This is a genomic window from Arthrobacter sp. B0427-1-12, from assembly GCF_059092905.1.
The window spans coordinates 40,724-62,495 of the sequence record NZ_JBNHIC010000004.1 but is presented as its reverse complement, the minus strand read 5'-3'; the positions used below and the strand labels follow the sequence as shown (position 1 = coordinate 62,495).

Annotated in this window: 21 protein-coding genes and 2 pseudogenes; 4 read left to right on the top strand and 19 right to left on the bottom strand. The window is 66.8% G+C overall.

Annotation, left to right across the window (positions count from 1 at the left end; genetic code table 11):
- Positions 1–44: 44 nt before the first annotated feature.
- The gene (locus AC5RWU_RS04770; protein WP_494029987.1) at positions 45–920 is read right to left on the bottom strand and encodes a dioxygenase family protein; all 876 of its coding nucleotides are present in this window, start codon (positions 918–920) and stop codon (positions 45–47) included.
- 100 nt (positions 921–1,020) lie between these two features.
- Here AC5RWU_RS04770 and AC5RWU_RS04765 point away from each other — a divergent pair, with 100 nt between their 5' ends.
- The gene (locus AC5RWU_RS04765; protein ID WP_494029988.1) at positions 1,021–1,491 is read left to right on the top strand and encodes a MarR family winged helix-turn-helix transcriptional regulator; all 471 of its coding nucleotides are present in this window, start codon (positions 1,021–1,023) and stop codon (positions 1,489–1,491) included.
- On the opposite strand, the gene AC5RWU_RS04760 is transcribed toward AC5RWU_RS04765, so the two are convergent.
- Positions 1,466–2,140: a TrmH family RNA methyltransferase gene (locus AC5RWU_RS04760; protein ID WP_494029989.1), complete on the bottom strand. Its 675-nt coding sequence runs from the start codon at positions 2,138–2,140 to the stop codon at positions 1,466–1,468. The two genes, AC5RWU_RS04765 and AC5RWU_RS04760, sit on opposite strands and share 26 nt — an antisense overlap.
- Before the next feature lie 73 nt (positions 2,141–2,213).
- Here AC5RWU_RS04760 and AC5RWU_RS04755 point away from each other — a divergent pair, with 73 nt between their 5' ends.
- Entirely contained in the window at positions 2,214–2,993 is a 780-nt protein-coding gene (locus AC5RWU_RS04755; protein ID WP_494029990.1) for an HAD-IIA family hydrolase, read from the top strand.
- A gap of 24 nt (positions 2,994–3,017) precedes the next feature.
- On the opposite strand, the gene AC5RWU_RS04750 is transcribed toward AC5RWU_RS04755, so the two are convergent.
- From AC5RWU_RS04750 to AC5RWU_RS04670, 17 genes and pseudogenes are all read right to left on the bottom strand, one after another.
- A complete protein-coding gene (locus AC5RWU_RS04750) occupies positions 3,018–4,028 on the bottom strand; it encodes an alpha/beta fold hydrolase (protein ID WP_494029991.1) in 1,011 nt (336 codons plus the stop codon).
- A 15-nt stretch (positions 4,029–4,043) separates the two neighbouring features.
- The gene (pyrE, locus tag AC5RWU_RS04745; protein WP_494029992.1) at positions 4,044–4,628 is read right to left on the bottom strand and encodes an orotate phosphoribosyltransferase; all 585 of its coding nucleotides are present in this window, start codon (positions 4,626–4,628) and stop codon (positions 4,044–4,046) included.
- 117 nt (positions 4,629–4,745) lie between these two features.
- Positions 4,746–5,975, bottom strand: coding sequence for a D-mannonate dehydratase ManD (gene manD / locus AC5RWU_RS04740; RefSeq protein ID WP_494029993.1), 1,230 nt, complete (start codon positions 5,973–5,975; stop codon positions 4,746–4,748).
- 45 nt (positions 5,976–6,020) lie between these two features.
- A complete protein-coding gene (gene uidB / locus AC5RWU_RS04735; protein ID WP_494029994.1) occupies positions 6,021–7,403 on the bottom strand; it encodes a glucuronide transporter in 1,383 nt (460 codons plus the stop codon).
- 40 nt (positions 7,404–7,443) lie between these two features.
- Entirely contained in the window at positions 7,444–9,231 is a 1,788-nt protein-coding gene (uidA, locus tag AC5RWU_RS04730; protein ID WP_494029995.1) for a beta-glucuronidase, read from the bottom strand.
- A gap of 189 nt (positions 9,232–9,420) precedes the next feature.
- Complete coding sequence (locus AC5RWU_RS04725) at positions 9,421–10,929, bottom strand: mannitol dehydrogenase family protein (protein WP_494029996.1); 1,509 nt, start codon at positions 10,927–10,929, stop codon at positions 9,421–9,423.
- A complete protein-coding gene (gene uxaC, locus AC5RWU_RS04720) occupies positions 10,926–12,335 on the bottom strand; it encodes a glucuronate isomerase (protein ID WP_494029997.1) in 1,410 nt (469 codons plus the stop codon). Before uxaC ends, AC5RWU_RS04725 begins: the two co-directional genes overlap by 4 nt.
- A gap of 81 nt (positions 12,336–12,416) precedes the next feature.
- Positions 12,417–12,701 (bottom strand): annotated as a pseudogene (locus AC5RWU_RS04715) (aromatic-ring hydroxylase C-terminal domain-containing protein); the annotation flags it as partial.
- Between the two features lie 84 nt (positions 12,702–12,785).
- The gene (locus AC5RWU_RS04710) at positions 12,786–12,914 is read right to left on the bottom strand and encodes a hypothetical protein (RefSeq protein WP_494036912.1); all 129 of its coding nucleotides are present in this window, start codon (positions 12,912–12,914) and stop codon (positions 12,786–12,788) included.
- A 181-nt stretch (positions 12,915–13,095) separates the two neighbouring features.
- Entirely contained in the window at positions 13,096–13,311 is a 216-nt protein-coding gene (locus AC5RWU_RS04705; protein WP_494029999.1) for a hypothetical protein, read from the bottom strand.
- A 139-nt stretch (positions 13,312–13,450) separates the two neighbouring features.
- Complete coding sequence (locus AC5RWU_RS04700; RefSeq protein WP_494030000.1) at positions 13,451–13,849, bottom strand: hypothetical protein; 399 nt, start codon at positions 13,847–13,849, stop codon at positions 13,451–13,453.
- A 133-nt stretch (positions 13,850–13,982) separates the two neighbouring features.
- Complete coding sequence (locus AC5RWU_RS04695; protein ID WP_494030001.1) at positions 13,983–15,095, bottom strand: LacI family DNA-binding transcriptional regulator; 1,113 nt, start codon at positions 15,093–15,095, stop codon at positions 13,983–13,985.
- A gap of 82 nt (positions 15,096–15,177) precedes the next feature.
- Positions 15,178–15,492 (bottom strand): annotated as a pseudogene (locus tag AC5RWU_RS04690) (ATP-binding cassette domain-containing protein); the annotation flags it as partial.
- A 169-nt stretch (positions 15,493–15,661) separates the two neighbouring features.
- Positions 15,662–16,681: a Gfo/Idh/MocA family protein gene (locus AC5RWU_RS04685; RefSeq protein WP_494030002.1), complete on the bottom strand. Its 1,020-nt coding sequence runs from the start codon at positions 16,679–16,681 to the stop codon at positions 15,662–15,664.
- Positions 16,678–17,580, bottom strand: a complete 903-nt coding sequence (locus tag AC5RWU_RS04680) for a sugar phosphate isomerase/epimerase family protein (protein WP_494030003.1) — start codon at positions 17,578–17,580, stop codon at positions 16,678–16,680. Before AC5RWU_RS04680 ends, AC5RWU_RS04685 begins: the two co-directional genes overlap by 4 nt.
- Positions 17,581–17,618: 38 nt before the next feature.
- Complete coding sequence (locus AC5RWU_RS04675; RefSeq protein WP_494030004.1) at positions 17,619–18,719, bottom strand: Gfo/Idh/MocA family protein; 1,101 nt, start codon at positions 18,717–18,719, stop codon at positions 17,619–17,621.
- Positions 18,716–19,564 (bottom strand): sugar phosphate isomerase/epimerase family protein, encoded by an 849-nt coding sequence (locus AC5RWU_RS04670; RefSeq protein WP_494030005.1) that lies wholly within the window; start codon positions 19,562–19,564, stop codon positions 18,716–18,718. The genes AC5RWU_RS04675 and AC5RWU_RS04670 overlap by 4 nt, the downstream gene beginning before the upstream one ends.
- A 203-nt stretch (positions 19,565–19,767) precedes the next feature.
- On the opposite strand from AC5RWU_RS04670, the gene AC5RWU_RS04665 reads away from it, so the two are divergent.
- Both AC5RWU_RS04665 and nadE read left to right on the top strand, forming a co-directional pair.
- Positions 19,768–20,817, top strand: a complete 1,050-nt coding sequence (locus AC5RWU_RS04665; protein ID WP_494030006.1) for a LacI family DNA-binding transcriptional regulator — start codon at positions 19,768–19,770, stop codon at positions 20,815–20,817.
- 52 nt (positions 20,818–20,869) lie between these two features.
- On the top strand, positions 20,870–21,700 hold the full coding sequence (gene nadE, locus AC5RWU_RS04660) for an NAD(+) synthase (protein ID WP_494030007.1): 831 nt from the start codon (positions 20,870–20,872) through the stop codon (positions 21,698–21,700).
- Positions 21,701–21,772 lie beyond the last annotated feature (72 nt).

The window sequence follows — 21,772 nt, the reverse complement described above, 5'->3', positions numbered from 1 at the left end:
TCCCGGCTCGATCCGGTGAAGGGCGGCCGAAGCCGTTTAAGCCCTCAGGCCACCTGGAAGGAACGCTTCGACAGCCCGAAAACGAAGCCGTCGATGGCGGTGGTGACCGGCCGCTCCGGTTCAAAGGCCGCACCAAGGGTCACGAAGAGCGGCGTGTAGTGTTCTACGGTCGGGTGCGCGAACGGCAGTCCCGGAGCCAGTCTGCGGTAGTTGGCCAGGGAATCCACATCGCCGCGGGCCAGCGCCTCGCCCGCCCAGGTGTCGAAGTCCCGGGACCATGAAGGCGCCTCCACGAGCCCCATGAAGACCTCACGGGTCAGGAACGGCAGGCCGTGGGTCATGAAGCCGGAGCCAATGATCAGCACGCCCTCATTGCGCAGTTCGCGCAGGCGGCGGCCCAGGTCCAGCAGCCGGTCCGGCTGGTGCGTGGGCATGCTGACCTGCAGCACCGGAACATCGGCCAGCGGGTACATGATCTTCAGCGGCACCCAGGCTCCGTGGTCCAGTCCGCGGCTGGGATGTTCGAAGAGCGGTTCATCATCCGGCATGAGGCCGCGGATCTGATGCGCCAGGCCGGAGGCATCCGGGGTGTCATAGCGCATCTCGTAGAAGCGCTGCTCGAATCCGCCGAAGTCATAGACCAGCTCGGTGCTGATCCCTGTGCTGGAGATCGTGGTCGGCGCGTTCTCCCAGTGTGCGGAGACAATCGCAATGCCCTTCGGCTTGGGCATGGACATGGCCCACTCGAACAGCTGGCCCATCCAGACCTCGTCGTCCAGCGTGGGCGGCGCACCGTGCCCGAGGTAGAGGGCCGGCATCGGCCCGTCCGCCGGCTGCCACAGCGACTGGGCCAGGCTGCGCGGAACCGCAGTCAGGTAGTGCCGGTCCAGTGGATACAGCGCCTGGGTTCCGTTCGTCATGATGCCTCCCCTAGAATGCCCTTAGGACTGGTTGCTTGAATCTGCAAATAAGGTATTTCGGCTTATTTGAAGTGTCAACCAAAAGGGTGAGGAAATCCCTATGACTGAACCTCGGTGGCTTTCTTCTGAGGAGCAGGAGGCGTGGCGGTTCATGGTCGCGCTCATGTTCAAGGTACCCGCCGCGCTGGATTCGCAGCTGCAGCGCGATGAGGACCTCACCCACGCCGGCTACATGGTGCTCGCCATGCTCTCCGAGAGCAAGGAACGGAGGCTGCGCATGAGCGACCTCGCGGCCGCGGCCGGCACGTCCCAGTCGCGGCTCTCCCGGATCGTTGCCAGGCTGGAAGAAGGAGGCTACGTCACCCGGCGGATGTCCCCCGAGGACCGCCGCGCCGTCATCGCCGAGCTCACCGAGGCTGGCATGGCCAAGATCGCCGCCGCGGCGCCCGGGCATGTCGAGGAAGTGCGGCGGCTGGTCTTCGATCGGCTCAACGCCGAGCAGGTGTCCCAACTGGCCGCCATCTGCAGGAGCATGAACGGCTGGGTCATGCGCCCGGAGAAGGACGGCTGACCCGCTGCCCGAACACGTGCCGGCGGATCCACGCATGCATGGCGATCGCCCCGGCCGCGGAGGCGTTCATGGAGCGGGTCGAACCGAACTGGGCGATGGACAGCGTCGCATCCGCCGCCGCATGCACCTCGGGTGTCAGCCCCGGCCCCTCCTGGCCGAAGACCAGCACGCAGTTTTCCGGCAGGTCGTAGGTTTCCAGGGGCACCGAGTCCGGGAAGTTGTCGATCCCGATGATCCGCAGGCCCTCGCCGTGTGCCCAGCCGATGAACTCCTCCACCGTCGGGTGGTGCCGCACGTGCTGGTATTTGTCGGTGACCATCGCGCCCCGGCGGTTCCACCGGCGTCGTCCGATGATGTGCACTTCCTTGGCCATGAACGCATTGGCGGTGCGCACCACCGAGCCGATGTTCAGGTCGTGCTGCCAGTTTTCGATCGCCACATGGAAACTGTGCCGGCGCCGGTCCAGGTCCGCGACGATCGCCTCATGCTTCCAGTAGCGGTACTGATCCACCACATTGCGCGTGTCGCCGGCCGCCAGCAGCTCCGGATCCCAGTGGTCGCCCTCCGGCTGCGGGCCCTCCCATGGGCCCACCCCCAGCTGGGCGCCGCCGTCGTTAGTGCTGTCCGGGGATGGTGCGTTGCTGCTCACTGTCCAACCCTACCTGCGCCGCAAAGATGGCAGACTGTCAGCGGGCAGCCCCACCGGCAGAAAGAGGTTCGGCATGCGTGAAAGCGAACACATCGAGTGCTGGCTTACGGACATGGACGGTGTGCTGGTCCACGAAAACCATCCGATCCCCGGCGCCCCTGAACTGATCCGCCGGTGGGTGGACACCTCCCGGCGTTTCCTGGTGCTGACCAACAACTCCAGCTACACCCCGCGCGACCTCGCGGCCCGCCTGCGGTCCTCCGGACTGGAGATTCCGGAGGAGAACATCTGGACCTCAGCCTTGGCCACCGCCGAATTCCTCAAGGACCAAATGCCCGGCGGCCGGGCGTTCGTGATCGGCGAGGCGGGGCTGACGACGGCGCTGCATGAGGCGGGCTTCATCCTCACCGACCAGGAGCCGGACTATGTAGTCCTCGGCGAGACCCGCACCTACTCCTTCGAGGCGATCACCAAGGCGATCCGGCTGATCCTCGAGGGCGCCCGCTTTATCGCCACCAATCCGGACGCCACCGGCCCGTCCCAGGAAGGTCCGCTGCCGGCCACCGGTGCCATCGCCGCGCTGATCACCAAAGCCACCAACCGCGATCCGTACATCGTGGGCAAACCCAATCCCATGATGTTCCGGTCCGCGATGAACCAGATCGACGCGCACTCGGAGACCACGGCCATGATCGGCGACCGCATGGACACAGACATCATTGCCGGCATGGAAGCGGGCCTGCACACCGTGCTGGTGCTCAGCGGAATTACCACCATGGAGGACATCGCGGCCTTCCCGTTCCGGCCCAACCAGGTCATCAAATCCGTTGCGGACCTGCTGGAGCACCTCTGACCTGCTCCGGCAGCTCAGGCGGTTCTACTGCGCGACCTTCCGGACGCCGTCGGACGGCATCGGAAAGTGCGTGTCCAGCAGCTCGGAGATGACTTCCCGGTAGATGCGCCCGTTCCACTGCGGACTGGCATGCGCCGGCCGGGCGCCCTCGGTGACCAGGTACGGAGGGACTATGTTCCGCGGGAACGTCCGCTCCCAGCCCTCCCGGGCCGTGTCATAGTTGACGGTCCTGTCGTCCGGGTTGCCGATGAATGCCATCTTCGTGTCCCCCAGATAGTCGGCATAGATATGGGACTGGAAGTGGTAAATGTACGAGGACTCGGACTGGATCAGCACGCTCGACGGCGCCAGCGGGGACAGCTGCTCCAGCGTCTGGTCCATGATCTGCGGCCAGGTCCGCTCGTTCTTGTGCGCCACCCGCTCCCCCAGCTCGTACGCCCCGCGGACCAGAGTGGGAATGCGGGCTCCGGCCTCGTAGAGGAAGACCACGCGGTCGAACCACGTCCGGTCCAGCACGTCGAACCGGCTGCGCGGGCTGGAGTCCAGCAGGATGAACTCCACGCTGATGCCCCGCCGGCGCAGCTCCGCCGTCGTTTCCACGGCCACCATCCCGCCGAAGCTGTGCCCGTAGAGGTACAGCGTGCGGATCCTGTTGTCCCTGACATAGGTTTCCACCGCGGTCACGATCTCGGCGATGTCCAGTCCGGCATTGGAATACCCCACGGCGGCCATCTGGCCACGCAGATGCAGGGCAGGTTTCAGCGTATTGAGGATCCAGAGGGCTTCCTCCCAGCTGGTCTTGAAGCCGGGAAAGAGGAGCCAGCCGGCCTCCGGGAACCGGCGGCGCGCGGAGTCGTCCGGCAGCTGCAGGATCTCCATCTGCTTGCGCCGCTCCTGGATCCCACGGGTAACGAACATGTCCCCCGCCAGGCCAAGGGTCAGCGCGGATCCGGTCAGGAAGGACCGGCGCGACATCCGCTGCAGGTCGGCGGCGTAGCGCAGCTTCCGTGCGTGGTCCGAGTTATGCAAAGGCACCACCCGCCATCGGCGTCAGTCCAGGCCCAGTTCGTCCTTGCTGAAAGCGTAGAAGTACGGCACGTTGGCCTCCTTCTCAATCCGCTCCTTGGCCCCGGTGTTGCGGTCCACGATCACCGCCACGGCCTTGACCTCGCCGCCGGCGTTGCGCACGCCTTCGACCGCGGTCAGGGCGGAACCTCCCGTTGTGGAGGTATCTTCAAGGACGACGACGGAACGCCCCTTAACGTCCGGACCCTCCACCTGACGGCCCATGCCGTAGGACTTCTGCGCCTTGCGGACCACGAAGGCGTCGATCGGCCGGCCGGCGCTGTTCGCCGCATGCATGACGGCCGTACCCACCGGATCGGCGCCCATGGTCAGGCCGCCGGCGGTCTCGAATTCGATCCCGGCCTCATCCAGCAGTGCCAGCATGACCTGGCCCACCAGCCGGGAGGCCTCGTGGTGCAGCGTGATGCGCCGCAGGTCGATGTAGTAGTCTGCCTCGGCCCCGCTGGACAGCGTGACCTTTCCGCGCACCACAGCGAGCTCCTTGATCAGTTCCAGCAAGCGGGCACGGGCGGCGGCAATATCGACCGCGGAATTCAGTGCAGAGGTCATGATCCCAAGTCTATAGGCGCAGTACCGCTCTGATTTCAAGAGCGGGACGCGGGGTTAAACGACGAAAGCGCTGCCGGTCTTTTCATGGAAAGACCGGCAGCGCCGCAAAAGGTCAGATCACCAGTCGTGCACAGTGCCGTCGATCAGGCGGTTGTAGGGCAGGTAGGCCTGCTGGTAGGGGAAGGACGCAGCGGCTTCCTCGTTCAGCTCTACGCCCAGGCCCGGCTTGTCGCCCGGGTGCAGGTAGCCGTCGTTGAAGACCAGGGACTGCTCGAACACCGTGTTCGTCTTGTCCGAGTGCTGCATATACTCCTGGATGCCGTAGTTGTGGATGGCCAGGCCCACGTGCAGCTGAGCGGCGAAGCCCACCGGGGAGATGTCGGTGGGGCCGTGGAAGCCGGACTTCACCTGGTACTGAGCGGCGAAGTCCATGACCTTCTTCAGCGGGGAAATGCCGCCGAAGTGCGTGGAGGCTGCGCGCACGTAGTCGATCAACTGTTCCTTGATCAAGGTCTGGAAGTCCCAGACGGTGTTGAAGATCTCGCCAATGGCCAGCGGCGTGGTGGTGTGCTGGCGGACCAGGCGCAGCGCCTCCTGGTTCTCCGCCGGGGTGCAGTCCTCCAGCCAGAACAGATCGTACGGTTCCAGTGCCTTGCCCAGCTTGGCGGCCTGGATCGGGGTCATCCGGTGGTGGCCGTCATGCAGCAGCGGCAGGTCCGGACCGAACTCGTTGCGCACGGCCTCGAATACGGTCGGCAGATGGCGCAGGTAGGCCCGGGTGTCCCAGTCCTCCTCAGTGGGGAAGGCGCCGCGGCCGGCCGGCTCGTAGTCGTAGCGCTCGCCCGAGGCCTGGGCCTGGGCGGCCACGCCGTAGACGGCCTTGATACCCGGCACAGCGGTCTGCACGCGGATGGACTTGTAGCCCTCCTCCAGGTGCTGGCGGATGGAATCGAACAGCGAGGGGATGTCCGTGCCGGAGGCGTGGCCGTAGGCACGCAGTCCGTTGCGGGAGGCGCCGCCCAGCAGTTGGTACACCGGCAGGCCGGCGACCTTGCCCTTGATGTCCCACAGCGCCATGTCGACGGCGGCGATGGCCGCCATGGTGACGGGGCCGCGGCGCCAGTAGGAGCTGCGGTACAGGAACTGCCAGGTGTCCTCGATCCGGTGCGGGTCCTTACCGATCAGCAGCTGGGCAACGTGCTCCTTGAGGTAGGCCGCCACGGCGAGTTCACGCCCGTTGAGCGTGGCGTCACCGAGGCCGGTGATGCCCTCGTCTGTGGTGATCTTCAGGGTCACGAAGTTCCGGGTCGGGCTGGTGACGATGACGTCAGCTGCAATGATTTTCACGGTGTTCCTTTCAACATCCGGGGGGGAAACTACGGGAGGAAAAGGCTAGGAGCGCTCGGCGCGCCGCGCTTGGATATCGTGGACGATTTCAGCATGACGGGCATCCGTGAGCGGATACCAGACCATCACGACGACGGCCAGCAGGGTCAGGACCGCCGGCAGCAGCCCCGCGGCAGCCTGGATCCCGGTCATGGCCTGTGCCGTCTGGACCTCGGCCTGCGCGTTGTACCCGCCCCAGGCCAGGGCGTAGGCAGCCACCGCGCCGCCGAGCGCCTGGCCGGTCTTGCGGGTGAAGCTGAACAGCGCGTAGACGATGCCTTCGGACCGCACCCCGGTCTTCCATTCGCCGTATTCGACGGTATCAGCCTCCAGCGCCCAGACCAGGATGTTGACGATGATAACGCCGCACAGGCTGACCAGGATGCCGGCGAAGCCGAGCCAGACCAGCGTGGGCGGGGTCAAGAAGACGATCAGGCCGCCGGCAATGCCGACCACACCGCCGGCCATGTACATCGATCGCTTTCCGAAGGCAGCCACCAGCTTGGGCATGAGGGCCGCCAGTCCGAACGTCAGGATGATCTGGCCAATGGACACCATCGGGTACAGGTCCAGCCGGCCCAGCACGTCGCGGAAATAGTAGATCTGGACCGTGGTCAAGGCGAGGTAGCCGGTCAGGAAGAGCAGCGAGCTCACGCACAGCATCAGCAGCGGACGGTTGCCCTTGAGCGTGCCCAGGCTTTGCCGCATGGAGACCTTGGGCACCTCGCGGTGGACCCGTTCCTTGGCAGTGAAGACGGTGAACATGTAGAGCGCGAAGCCGATGACCACGAAGCTGAGGGTGACAACGGTAAAGACCGGCTGCAGGTCCCGGTCGCCGCCCAGCAGCGGGGCCACGAAGATGCCCAGCGCCGCGCTGACCAGCAGCGCACCCATGGTGCGGGCACTGGCCAGCTTGGCCCGTTCCTTCGGGTTCTGGGTCATGGCACCGGCCATGGAACCGTACGGAATGTTGACCAGGCTGTAGGCCAGGCCCAGCGCGGCGTACGTGACGTAAGCGTAGATCAGCATGCCGGATTCGCCGATCTGCGGCACGTGGAAGGTGGCCGCGCTCAGCAGCAGCAGCGGCAGGGAACCGAACATGATGAACGGCCGGAACTTGCCCCACCTCTTGGTGTAGGTCCGGTCCACCATCCGGCCGGCGAACACGTCGGCGAAGGCGTCGAAGATGCGGACGACCAGCAGCAGCGTACCGGCGGCCGCGGCGGAAATACCGGCGACATCCGTGTAGTAGACCAGCAGGAACATGGTGGCCGTAGTGAACGCCAGGTTGTTCGCGGCGTCCCCGGCACCATAGCCGAAGATGGCCCGCTTGGGCAGCGGGGCCAAGGCCTCGCCCTTCCGCGGTGTGGTTGCGCTCGGTGTTGTCATGTTGGGCTCCTTTACCCGGTTCCGGACTGCCTTGTCCGGCTTACTTGCTGAAGTTGGTCCAGCGCTCGCGCAGCAGATGGGCCGCTGCCTTGGGCCGGCGGTCGCGCGTGAACGCTCCCTTCTTGTTGCCGTCAACGCGCAGTACGCCGACAGAGGTCTGGAAGTCCGCGAAGTTCCAGACATGCTCGCCGACCATAGCCTCCACCCGGTCAAAGACGCGGTGGTACATGTCCAGGAAGTCGGCCTGGTATTCCTCGCTCCACGGCTGCTCGTAGATGGAATGCATGCCGGGCATCGTGTCGGAGCCGTACTCCGTCATGATCATGGGCTGGCCGTACTTCTCTTCCCACTTCAGCAGCTCCTTTTCGAGCTCCTGCTCCGCGGTGGCCAGGTCTCCGTTGTGCAGGTACCAGCCGTAGTAGCGGTTGAGCATGATCACGTCGAAGAGGTCGTTGATAACCTCCTTGTCCGGGTTGTCGAACATGACGTTCACGTAGCCCACGGGACGGGTGGGATCCAGCCGGCGGGTCAGCTCTGCCAGCGGCTGGAAGTACTCCCGCGCGCCCTCTTCCGAACCGTTCGGCTCGTTCGCTATGCTCCAGATCACCACCGACGGGTGGTTCTTGTCCCGGGCCACCAGTTCCTCGATCGCCTGCCGGTGGTTGGCGGCGGTCTTGTCATCGACGGCACCGGCCTCATAGGTCTTCTTGGCCATGGAGCCGAAGACGGCGCCGAAGCCCAGGTGCAGACCCACTGCGGCGGTTTCGTCGATCACCACAATGCCGTGGCGGTCTGCGAATTCCATGACCTCCTCCGCGTACGGGTAGTGCGAGGTCCGGAACGAGTTGGCCCCGGTCCACTCCAGCAACTGGAAGTCGTTGACCATCATGGTGTTGTTGTGGGCCTTGCCGATCGCCACGTGGTCCTCGTGCATGCCGAAGCCCGTGAAGTAGAACGGTTCGCCGTTGATCAGGAACTGCTTGCCCCTGACCTCCACGGTGCGGACACCGAAAGGCAGGGTGTAGCTGTCCGCCAGCATCCCGCCGTCGTACGCCTCCACGGTGAGGTTGTAGAGGTAGCCAGCCCCCGGCTTCCAAAGCACGACGTCGGCAATCTCCACGGTGCCCTCGGCACCTTCCGCGGTGGCCACTTCGCGGCCGGAGGCATCGCTGATGCGGATCTTGACGGTCTCGCTGCCCTTGCCGCCGGCAAGAACGGTGCGGTAGTTGACGATGCCCTTGCTGCCGTCGAAATCGGTGACGACGGTGATGTCGTCCACAGTGACGGCGGGAGTGCTGAACAGCCAGACGGAGCGGTGCAGGCCGGCGTAGTTGTAGAAATCGTGCAGGTACTTCTGCTGGCGGCGGCCGTCCTCGGTCACCTCGATGGTGCCCGGCGGGATGGTGGCCTGGGTGAGTTCATTGTTGACCGCGATGGTCAGCCGGAAGGCCTCCCCGGGCGTGACGTGCTCGGTGATGTCCGCGCTGAAGGGCATATAGCCGCCCACATGCTCGGCCACCAGCGTGTCATTGACGTAGACCATACCCTCATGGGTGGCGGAGTCGAGGCGGAGATGGATGCGCTCCCCCGTCCAGCCGCGCGGCACACGGACCTCGCGCTGGTACCAGACGTAGCCGACGTGGTCGCGGATCTTCTGGTCGGCGAAGACATCGTTGTAGCTGCCCGGAACACCCATTTCCAGGTCCGTGTCCAGTTTCCCGGCGAACCACTGGTCCTGGTGGCCGGCCCGATCGAAATCGACCTTGAAGGCGTACAGGCCGTCGAGGTTGATCAGTTCACGGGTGGGGCTGTTCTGGGGCTTCAGCATTGCTCGCCTTTCGCTGCGTCCTTGCGGCTGCACCCGGTCGGAAGGAGTCCGGACACCGGGCTGAAACTTGGTTGGAGTCATCTTAGTCACAACCAGCAGCTCATGGCAAGCGGTTGCCATCCATTGCTGGAAAGAGGCCGGACCGGTGCGGTCCGGCCTCCATCGACGCTCCCGGAAACCCGGGAAGCGTCAGGAAAATGTACCGGCGAAGCCTTCGATCAGCTCCAGCACGGAGGCTTCGGCGGCCAGTTCGGCGTCCAGCAGTCCCACCAGGGCCGCGGTGCGGGCGCGGCCCTGCAGGGCCAGGGCATCGCCGATCCGCGCGGTGTCGGCGTCGCGGATCTGCTCGCCCTTCCGCGCGGCTTCGGCCAGGAACCCGATCCAGGCCGCGATCATCCGCGCCGCACCCGCGCCCGTCCGCCCGGCCGCCCGCTCCGCCTTGAGGACCGGCACGGCGCGCATGCGCAGCTTGCTGCTGCCGTCCATGGCGATCTGGGCCAGGTAGTGCGCGATCCGCGGGTTGGCGAACCGCTCCAGCAGCGCGCTCCGGTAGCCCGGCACATCCAGTTCCGGTTCCGTCAGGTGGGCGGCGGCTTCGTTCCAGAAGTCCTCCACCCAGCCGGCGCAGGCCGGATCGGCCAGGGCCTGGGCCACGGTCTCGTGGCCGCGCAGCTGCCCGGAGTAGGCCATCAGGGAGTGTGCGCCGTTCAGGAGCCACAGCTTCCGCCGCTCGAAGTGCTCGATCTCGTCCACGAAGACCGCCCCGGCGTCCTCCCACCGCGGCCGGCCCGCGGGGAAGTCCCCGGACAGGACCCAGCTGCGGAACGGTTCGGTGACCACGGGGCTCACGTCGGCGTAGCCGGTCGCCTCCGCGACGTCCGCCATGTCCGCCTCCGTGGTGCGGGGCGTGATCCGGTCGATCGAGGTGTCCACGAAGGACACATTGGCGTCGATCCAGGCGGCCAGCGCCTCGTCCACCTCCGCGGCGGTACCCAGGACCGCATGACGGGCGGCGGTGCCGTTGGCGGCCAGGTTGTCGCAGCTGACGACGGCGATGGGGCCGGCCTGCGCGCGGCGGCGGGCATCGAGGCCGACCACCAGGCGGGCGGCCATGCTGGCCGGACGTTCCCGGCCGGTGTCCCCGGGCTGCGCTTCCGACAGCGGGGCCAGCGAGCCGTCACCTGACTCCGTGGCGGGAACTTCCCGTCCGGGGTCGGTCGTCATCCCCTCGGCCCAGGCGGCACGCAGCAGGGCAATGTCCTTGGCCACCACCGGCGAAGCCAGGTCCAGGCGGCCGTCGACCCCGAGGTAGTAGGCCGCCTCGGTCACGGTCATGGTGACGATCGCGGTGGCCGGGGCGGCGACCAGCCGGCTCAGGGAGGCGAGGTCGGCGCCGTCGTACGCTTCCACGATGCTGCGCAGCACCGAGAAGTTGTCCCCCTCGCCGGTGCGCTCGATCAGCGTGTACAGGCCGTCCTGGCTGTTCAGCTCCTCGGCTGCCTTGGGGCTGCGCCCGGTGAACGCGGCGATGCCCCATTCGCGGCCGGCATCGGCCTGGTCCGTGTACCATGCCTGGTGGGCGCGGTGGAAGGCGCCCAGGCCAATGTGGACGATCCGCACCGGAGCCGGGGACCCGGCGTCGTACGTGCTGCGGTTCAGCGGCCGCGGAGCGGTTTTCTGTTCAGATGAGGCAGTCACAGCTTGAAGGCCCTCCGCGGTGCGGCGTCAACGATGTCGACGATGATTTCGGCGGCACGTTCCTCGGTGATCCGGTGCTCGGCTACCAGCCGCGCCAGGAAGCCGGCCTCCACGCGGCGGGAGGCATCGTGGCGGGCCGGGATGGAGCAGAAGGCGCGGGTGTCGTCGATGAAGCCGGAGGACCGGGAGAAGCCTGCGGTCTCGGTGACCGCGGACCGGAAGCGGTGCATGGCGTCCGGAGCGTCCAGGAACCACCACGGCGCGCCGATGAAGACCGACGGGTAGAAGCCGGCCAGCGGCGCAATCTCGCGGGAGAAGACCGTCTCATCGATCGTGAACGGGATGAAGTGGAAGCCTTCGGCCGTGCCGAAGTCGGCCAGCAGCGGCTGCAGCGCCTCGGTGTAGTTGGTGGCGAAGGGAATGTCGTGGCCGGTGTCCGCGCCATACCGGGCGAATGTTTCCGGGTGGTGGTTGCGGTAGACACCCGGATGCAGGGTCATGACCAGCCCGTCCGCCACGGCCATGCGCGCCATTTCATACATCATGTGCGCTTCAAAGACGTCCGCGTCCTGGGCCGTGGCCTCGCCGCGGAGCGCCTTCTCGAACAGGGCCTTCGCCTCGGCGGCGTCCAGCTTCAGCGTCTGCGCCGTGCGGGCGCCGTGGTCGGAGGAGACCGCGCCGTGCTCGAGGAAGTACTGGCGGCGGTTTTCCAGCGCCCGGATGTAGCCCTCGTAGCCGGTCCGGCCGTCGCCGGCGGCGGCGATCAACTGGTCCACGCGCTCCGCCCAGCCGGCGGCGTAGAACTTGATGTAGGCGTCGGGGCGGAATGTCGGCAGCACCCGGCCCTCGAAGGTCGGGTCCGCTGCCAGCGCCGCGTGCGCCGCGAGGTCATCGAGCGGGTCGTCGGTGGTGGCCAGCACCTCGATGTTGAAGTCCTTGAACACCGCGCGCGGGCGGAAGCCGGGCTCGTCCAGCTTGGCCTGGAGCTGGTCGTAGATCGCGTCCGCGTTGGCTTCGCTGATCTTGCTGTCGTCGAGGCCGAAGACGTTGACGAACTCGGAGCGCAGCCAGTAGCCGGACGCGGTACCGTCGAACAGCGCCCAGGCCTTGCAGAACCGGCGCCAGACTTCGCGGGGCTCGACGGCGGTGCTGCCGCCGACCCGCAGCTGGTCCAGCGGCACGCCGCTGGCATGGATCAGCCGGGTCACATAGTGGTCCGGGCTGATCAGCAGCGTGGCGGGGTCCGGGAAGGGGGTGTCCTTCTCGATCATGGCCGCGTCCACGTGGCCATGCGGCGAGATGATGGGCAGGTTCTCCACCAGGCCTAGGAGATTCCTGGCGATGGCACGGGTGCCGGGATCTGCGGGGAGGAGCCGATTCGGGTCGGCGGCGATCGACGTTGACATGCATCCAATCGTGGTGCCGATCACTGACTTTGTCAACCGGTTGCCAAAAGTTGCCGCCCGCACCCAGGCAACCAAGCAGCGCTACGCCGCGGTAGGCGGTCCGAACCAAGTGGTTAGCGCGTCAGCGTGGCCCAGCTGGGTTAGGTCTCCCACCCAGGCCACATATCCGCCGGGCCGAATCAACCCGGCGGCGGGAGCAGTGACCGCCCCGAGTGCCGGAAGCTCCCACGTTCCAACGTATTCGGCATCGATCAACTCAACCCGATCTGCCCATGGAGTGATGTCGATGCCCCCGGGCTCGCCGACGTTGAACAGCACCGGCCGGGCACCGTGCAGCAGGGTGAAGACCTGCAGCGGACCGTCGGCGGTGACGAGGTCGCGCCAACGCCAGCTCGCCCGCCAGCATGAGCCCTGTCGGCCCTCCGCCGACGATTACCACCGCAGGCTCGGTCATCGCCACGCTCCGGTCGGCATCACGCCGGTCGCAACCAGCGCATCACTGTCCTCGGCGGCGACGGCGACGAGCTGGGCGGCGAGCCCCACCAGGGGTTCGGTGTCCCCGCGCGATCCATACGTCAACAACACGCATTTCGCTACTGCCATTTCCTAGGTTCTGGCGTTCAGCGATTATGCGGTACGGCCCGGGGCTTGCCGCAGGCCCCCTTGCGGGGCATAAATTGGAAATGGAAAGGAATGGGTTAGCCTCCTTTCCATTTCCACTCTTCGGCTACCCCGCCAGCGCAGGGGACCCGTCGAATTTCTATGCCAAAAGCTCGCGGGTCATCCCATAGGGCACTGCATCGCTCAGTTCGAGCGTGTATCGGCCGGCTCCACGGCGGATGGCAAGAATGCCCCGCCGATCGCCGCCGGCGGCCTGCCGCTGCAGGCTCCTGGCGGCCCGGTCCAACAAATAATCAGCTTCAGCCACGTTTGCTGCAGTGATATCGATGCGGGCTGAAGATGCAGTATTCAACATGGCGATCCTTCCGTCGGTTTTCCGACAACTGGCTGTGTCCCGTTTCCGGGACGGGGTGGGGGAAGGAGATCCTGCCGCCTGGGGGGCAGCGGCAGGATCTCCGGACTGGAGGGGCGGTAACCAGGGGCGGGACCGGGGCCTACGCCGCGATGGCTCCATCGGCCCGGGTCGCCACCGCTTCGGCGGCTTCCAGAGGTGCAACCAGCAGGTCGTACTGGGCACGGTTCAGCAGGTGCGGGTTGGCCAGTGCCGACTGGGCCATCTGCAAGGCCGTGAACATCCAGTACGTTCCGCACACTCCTCCCATGGCTTCGACCACCATCGACCGGATGCGGTCAGCGTTCACGGCGTGGGCACGGCCGCTCAGGGCGATTCGTGCCGCCCCGTACTCCACATGACGCTGGACCTCCTGGTCCTTGGCGGCCAGGGCGTGCAGCTGCTCCGGCGTCCACCGGCGGCCGAAGATCCGATCCGCATGCCGTGGTCCACGTACGGCGGTCTTCCTTTCGGCGGCGATGACATCAGTAACAACAGACATGGGGGGTTCTCCTGGACTTGATTGGTGAAACGTGTTGCTTCAAGTGTTCCCAGTCACAGGCGGGAGTGGGGCAGCAGCGGCCGCTCAGGTCCGAATAGTGCAAAAATATGTCCGCTCAGTGCCAAAAACACCCCTACACCGCGGCCGGAGCCTTCCCTGTCGAACCGCGGACCACCAGTTCGGTAGCCAGCTCCACCGGCTCCCCGGCCTGGTCCCCGCCGGGCACATCGCCGAGTTCGTCCAGGATACGGCGCACCGCGCTGCGGCCTTCCTCGCGCAGCGGAGAACGAATGGTAGACAGCGGCGGAGTGGTGAAGTCCGCGCCGAAGATGTTGTCGAAGCCCAGGATGCTGATGTCATCCGGCACGGCCAAGCCGGCGCCGATCAGCTCCTGCATCAGGCCGATCGCCATCAGGTCGTTGTAGGCGATCACGGCGGTGGCACCGCTGGCGCGCACCTGCGCCGCGGCCCGGCGGCCGCCGTCGACCGTGGGGGACTCCCCGGGAATCCGGGTGACGGCGATGTTGCTCCATTCACAGCGTTCCTGGATGCTGGCCCAGCGACTGCGGGACATCCACGAGCGCTCGGGACCGGCAATGAAAACCAACTGCCGGTGGCCCAGCTGGGCCAGGTGCCGGACGGCCTCACCGATGCCCCGGTCAAGATCCGCCACGACGGAGGGCACATCTGCCACGATCCGGTTGATGACAGTCACCGGTTTTTCGGCCGCCAGTTCCTGGATCTGGCCGTCCGCCAGGCGCGGGGTCGCCAGGACCAAGCCGTCCACCGAGGCGAGCATGCGCTGCGCGATGAGCACTTCCGTCTCGGCCGACTCCGCCGACTCCGCCAGCAGCAGCGTGTAGTCCCGCTCCGCGGCTGCCCCCTCGGCTCCGCGGACAATGTCGAAGAACACCGGATTGGTGATGTCAGCGACGATCAGCCCGATGGTGCTGGTCCGGCCGGTGGGCAGCGCCCGGGCGAACGGGTTCGCCCGGTAGTTCAGCTGCCTGGCCGCGTCCTGGATCTTCTTTTCCGTCTTGGCGCTGATCCGGCCGGGTTTGCTGAGCGCCCGGGAGACCGTGGACGGATTCACGCCGGCCAGTTTGGCGATGTCATAGATCGTCGCCGAGGATTTCCCGGCCCGCTCCCGTTTGGCGGTCCGCGCCTGCTCCAGCGCGGCCCGGGACTTTCGGGCGGAGCCGGACTCGTCCGGCTCGGACGGCGGTGTCTGGGCAGGGGCGGTCACATTGGTCCTCTATGCGTTACGTGATAACCAACGACGGCGGCAATGCTGCGCCGTCACTTGCCAGCTTAGTGCAGCACGGGCCTCAGGCCGCCGCCGACTGCGCTTCCTCGCTTTGGCCCTCCTCCCGCTGGGCCGCGGCCAGCCAGCGGCGTTCGGTCCGGCGCTCGGCCTGGCGGTCCGGATCCGTGACCGGGGAGGCCATGAGCGGGCGCTGGATCGCCAGCAGCAGGCCCAGGATCATGGCCTGCGTGGACAGGTCCAGCGCGCTGACCGGTTCGTCGCAGACGATCAGCTTCGGGTCCAGCGCCAGGGCCCGGGCGATGGCCTCGCGCTGGCGCTGCCCGCCGCTGAATTCGCGCGGCAACCGGTCCACCGCGTCCCGGGGCAGGACAACTTCAACGGATTCCACTGCTTTCATGGGGAACCCTGCGGGCCGAACCTAACTTCATTGTCAGCTCCGGCTTGGCAATCCATTGCCGGGCAGCACCTCCAGGCACGCCGAAGCGGCGCCCCGGACCCCGAGGCGCCGCGATGCGGTGGAGGTGATTCAGCCGGCGGAAGGCCGGCTACAGAGCCGCCGGCTGCGGGAGCCGCTGCCGATCCCCATAGCTCTGGGCGTAGACATCCTGGACGATGCGCAGCGACTTCAGGGCCTCGCGCGGGCTGATCCAGAACGGCTCCGGGTCCTGCAGCAGGGCGTAGAAGTCCTGGATCAGCAGTTCGTGGGAGACGCCCCAGTAGCCTCGTCCCCCGGTCGCCGCGGTACGCTCAGGCACCTGTTCGATCCGGCCGTCCTCGTACGTCACGGTGAGGCCTTTGCGCAGGCTCAGCGTCGCACGTTCGGTGGTGACGTCGATGGTCACCGGTGAATTGACCACGTTGGCCAGCGTTGCAAAGAGGACGCTGCGGGCGCCGCCGGCATGCTGCAGCACCATGTCCGCGGTGTCCTCCACCTCGATGACATCGCCCAGCAGGCGCGTCGCAGCGCTCCCGCTGACCTCGACGACGTCGCCGAGGAGCCACAGGAGCAAGTCCACGGTGTGGATGGCCTGGTTCATCAGCAACCCGCCGCCGCCCGTTTCCCACCGCCCGCGCCAGGGGCGGTCGCGGTAATAGTCGGCGGAGCGGTGCCAGAGCACCGTTGCGGAGGCACCATGGACCGCGCCCAGTTCACCGGAGGCCAGCAGCCGGTGCATGGCCTGGACCGGGTCGTTGTAGCGGTTCTGGAAGCAGACGCCGATGCGGGCCCGGCTGCGTTCGGCGGCCTCCGCCAGTCGCTCTCCCTCCGCGAGGGTGTGGGCCAGGGGTTTCTCGAGGATCACGTTGATGCCGCGTTCCAGGCAGTCGGCGGCGAGCGCGGCATGTTGGTCATGCGGCGTGCAGAGATGGACGACGTCGGGACGCACCTGATCCAGCAGGGTCCGGTAATCGCCGTACCCGGCGACGCCGTGGGCGGCTTCCGCGGCGGCCAGCCGGCCCGGATGGGTGTCCGCGACCGCGGCCAGCTCAACGTTGGGCATCCGGGCCAGGGCTTCGAAATGCACCGTTGAGACGTCGCCGCAGCCGATGACGGCCGCGCGGGTCATGACGCGTCCCGGCCCAGGAAGTCGGTGGCCCATTCGAAGGACAGCCGGTGGGATTCGTGCAGCGAGTCAACGCTCGGCTGGTCGACCTCGATCATGTAGTCGCCGTCGTAGTCCTCCGGCAGCGCCGTCATGACCGCGTCGAAATCGACAACGCCGTAGCCGGGTTCAGCCCACAGCCGCTTGGTGGCGCTGACGTCGAAGTAGCTCAGGCCCTCCCGGGAGGCGGGCTCAAGGTAGTCCGCGAAGCAGTCCTTGATGTGGATGCCGCCGATCCGGTCGGCGTACTTGCTGATGAAGGCCGCCGGGTCGATCCCGGCCCAGCGCAGATGCCCGGTGTCCGGGCCGACGCCGATCACATCCGCGCCGAGCGTATCCAGCAGCCGGGTGATCTCCTCCTCCGTCTCGAACACTCCGCCGATATGCGAGTGGTGCAGCGGCCGCAGCCCCTCCGCCTGGAACACCTCGCAGATGGCGCCCACATTGTCGATGGCCAGCTTCAGCCGCTCTTCGCGGAAATCGGCGCCTACGGCCGGCTGCTGCATGCGGGCCGGCACAAAGACCGAGGAGACCATGGTGCGATCCAGCCCCAGCTCGAGCTGGCCCGCGGCGAAGGCCTTGGCCTTCTCCACCTCGGCGCGCATGTCCACGGTTTCGTCGAAAGCGGAATTGAACAGGCTCAGCGACGGTGCCAGGCCGTAGCCGCCGATCCAGTCCGCATACTCCGCCGCGCTCATCCCTTCCGGAATATCCGCCTTGACCGCGGTGAAACCGATGTCCTGGAAATCCCGGAAGGCCGCCTCGAAAACTGCCCGGGATTTATCCACCTTTCCGTCACGGGCCCAGTACGGAATGGGGTTGGCGGCAATGCGCGGGCTGCGCATCCGGTCCTGCTCTGTCATCGTTGACTCTCCTTGCTCTTGGTACTGCTGGGGGCGGACTAGGCTAGGCGCACCGGCTTGCCGGTGCGGGCGGATTCGTAGACGCCCAGGATGACGCTGATCGACTGGCGGTTCTCCGCCAGGCCCACCCGGATCTCCTCCTCGCCCCGCAGTGCGGCCAGGAAGTTCTCATACTGGTAGCGGTGCGCGTCGGAGAGCTGGCCGGGGTTGCTGCCGGCCGAGGGCATGGAGCCGTCCGGCAGGGCGTACCGGTCCACCTGGTTGGTCGGCCGGCCCGCGGCGCCGAAAAACTTCTCGTCGCTCTCGGCCCCGGCCGGCGTCGTATGGATGTAGGTGAGCTGGTCACTGTCAATGATGGCTGAGCCCTTGTCGCCGTGGACCTGCAGCCGGGCACTCAGGCCGGGGAACGCCGCCGTCGAACCGTGGAGGATACCCAGCGCGCCGGATTCGAACTTCACGACGCCGGCCGCGACGTCTTCGACCTCGATGCGTTCGTGCGCCAGGGTGGCCGTGTAGGCGAAGACCTCGACGGGGCGGCCCATGGCGGCGACCAGCAGGTCCACGGTGTGGACGCCCTGGTTCATCAGGGCGCCGCCGCCGTCCAGTTCCCAGGTTCCGCGCCAGGCGCCGGAATCGTAATAGTTCTGGCCTCGCCACCAGTCGATGGAGGCGATGCCGGAGGTCAGCCGGCCCAGCTCCCCCTTGCGGATGGCGTCGATGACGATCTCCGTGGATGGGTCGAAGCGGTGCTGGGAGATGACGGTGACCTTGGTCCCGGCCTTTTTGGCAGCAGCGATGATGGCATCGGTCTTCTCGAGCGTGACCTCGGCCGGCTTTTCGATCACTACGTGCTTGCCGGCCTCCAGGGCCTCGATCGCCACCTCGCCGTGCGCGCCGGTGGGCGTGCAAACCGCTACGGCGTCGAATTCTGCGGCCGTGAGCGCCTCGGTCAGCGAGGTGAAGGCCTCGCCGCCCCGTTCGGCGGTCAGCTTTTCCGCCTTTTCCCGGTCATGGTCCACCACTGCTACAAGTTCGACGTCGGCGGCCAGTTCGCTCATGACCTTGCCATGGTGGGTGCCGATGATGCCCGCGCCGACGAGCGCGAAACGGATCTTGCGGTTCATGAAAGTGCTGTTCATGCCAGTTCTACTCCAATGGTTCGGGTCAGGTCGGCGAAGGCGCGGGCGGCCTGGCCGAAGGCTTCGGGGCCGGAGAATCCGCCGAGTTCGTGGGCGCTGGCCAGGTGGGGTTCCAGCGAGGCGAAGCCGGCATAGCCGTCGTCGCGCAGCGCCGTGAGCGTCTGCAGCAGTTCGCCGTCGCCCTGTCCGGCGGGCACTACCTCGCCGGTGGCGGCAATCGCGTCCTTGACCTGCAGGTATTCCAGGTGCGGACGCAGCAGAGTGTAGCCGTCGGTGTAGGGCTTCACGCCGACCTGCACGAAGTTGGCGTTGTCCCAGGCGACCTTGAGGGATTCCGAGCCGACGGATTCGATGATGTCGAGGACCCGCTCCGGAATGTCCCCGTAGATGTCCTTTTCGTTTTCGTGCACCAGGACGACGCCGGCGCTCTCGGCTTCCTTGGCCAGCAGGTTCATGCGGGTCAGCACGTCGTCACGGATGCCTTCGGGGGTCTGCCCCTCGGCGCGGAAGAAGGAGAAGATGCGGATGTACTGGGCCTCCAGCTCCCGGGCCACGCCGATGACCTTCCGGAGGCGCTGGACCTCGTGGTCAGGGTCAAGGGAGATGTCCACCTTGCCGATCGGCGAGGCAACGGCGGAGACCTTCAGCCCTTTGTCCGCCAGGATTCCCTTGAGGCGGGAGGTGGTGTCGGCGTCGAAATCGGCAACATTGGTGCCCCACGCACTGCGGACCTCGATGTGCCGGGCGCCCAGCGCCAGCAGCACCGCGGCCTGGACAGCCGGATCCGGATCGATTTCGTCGCCGAACCCGGACAGTGTCCAGGCGGCGGCTTCCTTACTGCTCATTTCGCTACCCCTCGTTGATCACAGGATTGCCGCCGGAGCCGTGATATGCGTCACTGCCCGCGGCACTCTCTGCAGACTATCCTTGGCCGGGAATTTTGACAACCGGTTGCCAAAAAGTTGCGGATATGGTTATCCTTCGGGAACCACCCGTCTACGCATTCCCCTGCCGGAATGTTGCGCATTCGTTCAGAGAGGAACGTGCCATGAGCGGATTGACTGACGGCGACGCAACCAGACCTGCCACCATCCACGATGTAGCAGCCCGGGCCGGCGTTGCCGCCTCCACAGTGTCCCGCGCTCTGTCCACCCCGGGCCGAGTGAACTTCCGCACGCGGGAGAAGATCGAGAAAGCCGCCAAGGAGCTGAACTACATCCCCAGCTCACAGGCGCGTGCCCTGAGCTCGGGACGGACGGGTGCCGTCGCCCTGCTGGTTCCGGATATTACGAACCCGTTCTATTTCGACATCATCCGCGGCACGCAGCTGCAGCTGAAGGCCGCCGGCTATACCCAGCTGCTGATCGATACCGAAGAATCCGCGGAAGTGGAACTGTCCGCCCTGCGGCAGCTGCGGAAATCTGCGGACGGCGTCATCTTCGGCGCCTCAAGGCTGACGGATGAGGCGCTGGCCGCGGCCGCCAAGGAGTTCCCGGCGGTCACCATCAACCGCTGCGTCGACGGCGTCGCCTCGGTCGTGATCGACACTCCCACCGCCACCGCCCAGGCACTGAACCACCTGGTCTCGCTGGGCCACCGGAGCATCGCGTACGTCGCCGGGCCCGCGACGTCCTGGCCGAACCGGCTGCGCCTGGACGCCCTGCGTGCCGCGGCCGAATCGCACGGCGTCACACTGCTGGAGGTCGGCTCCTTCGCCCCGAACACCCGTTCCGGTGCCGCCGCGGCCGACGCGGCGCTGTACAGCCAGGCCACCGCCTGCATCGTGTTCAACGATCTCATCGCCATCGGCATGCTGCAGCGTTTCGCCGAGCGCGGCATCAGCGTTCCGGGACAGATAAGCGTGGTGGGCTGCGATGACATCTTCGGTGCCGACTTCTGCCATCCGCCGCTGACCACGGTGACGGCCCCGGTGGAGCAGGCGGGGCGCGTGGCCACCACCCTGCTGCTGGGCCAGATCAATCCCAGCTATGCCGCGCAGCAGCGGATGGAAGCGGTACTGGGCACGCATCTGACCGTCCGTTCCTCCACGGGACCGGCACCGGTGGCGACGGCGGCCCCGGTGGCGGTGTCCGCCTAACCGCGGTCCGGCGGGTCATCCGCAGGTAATTCAGGCGATGTAGGCTGGCCCCATGCGCGAACTCCAGGCTCAGATTATTTCCGAAATGGGTGTCCGGCCGAGCATTGACCCGGCGGAGGAAATCAACAAGCGGGTGGCCTTCCTGAAGGACTATCTCAAAGCCACCGGCGCCAAGGGCTTCATTCTGGGCATCAGCGGCGGGCTGGACTCCACGCTGGCCGGCGCCCTGGCCCAGGTAGCCGTCAACGAGCTGGTGGAGGAAGGCATCGAGGCCAACTTCGCCGCCGTCCGGCTGCCGTACAAGGTCCAGCACGACGAGCAGGACGCGCAGGCCGCCATGGACTTCATCCAGCCCATGACCGAGTGGACCTACAACATCGCCGCAGCGGTGGACGGCTTCGAAGACGAATATGCCCGGGCCACCGGCGAGGACGTCTCCGATTTCACGAAGGGCAACATCAAGGCCCGTTCCCGCATGATCGCCCAGTACGCGCTGGCCGGCCAGCACGGCTACCTGGTGATCGGCACGGACCACGGCGCCGAATCGGTCACCGGATTCTTCACCAAGTACGGCGACGGCGGCGTGGACGTGCTGCCGCTTTACGGGCTGAACAAGCGGCAGAACCGCCAGCTGCTGCAGGAGCTCGGCGCCGAGGACCGGCTCCACGCCAAGGTTCCCACCGCGGACCTGCTGGACGACCGGCCCGGCCGTACCGACGAGGACGAACTCGGCCTGACCTATGACCAGATCGACGACTACCTTGAGGGCCGCGAGGTTCCGGTCGCGGTCGCCGAGCGGATCGAGCAGAAGTACCTGCAGACCCGGCACAAGCGGACCACCCCGGTGACCATCGCCGACGACTGGTGGCGCCAGCAGCCGTAGTTGCGGCGGGGGATGCTGCCCGCCCACGGGGGCACCCCTCCGGCACACGCATCCGGTGCGGGTTGGGTAACG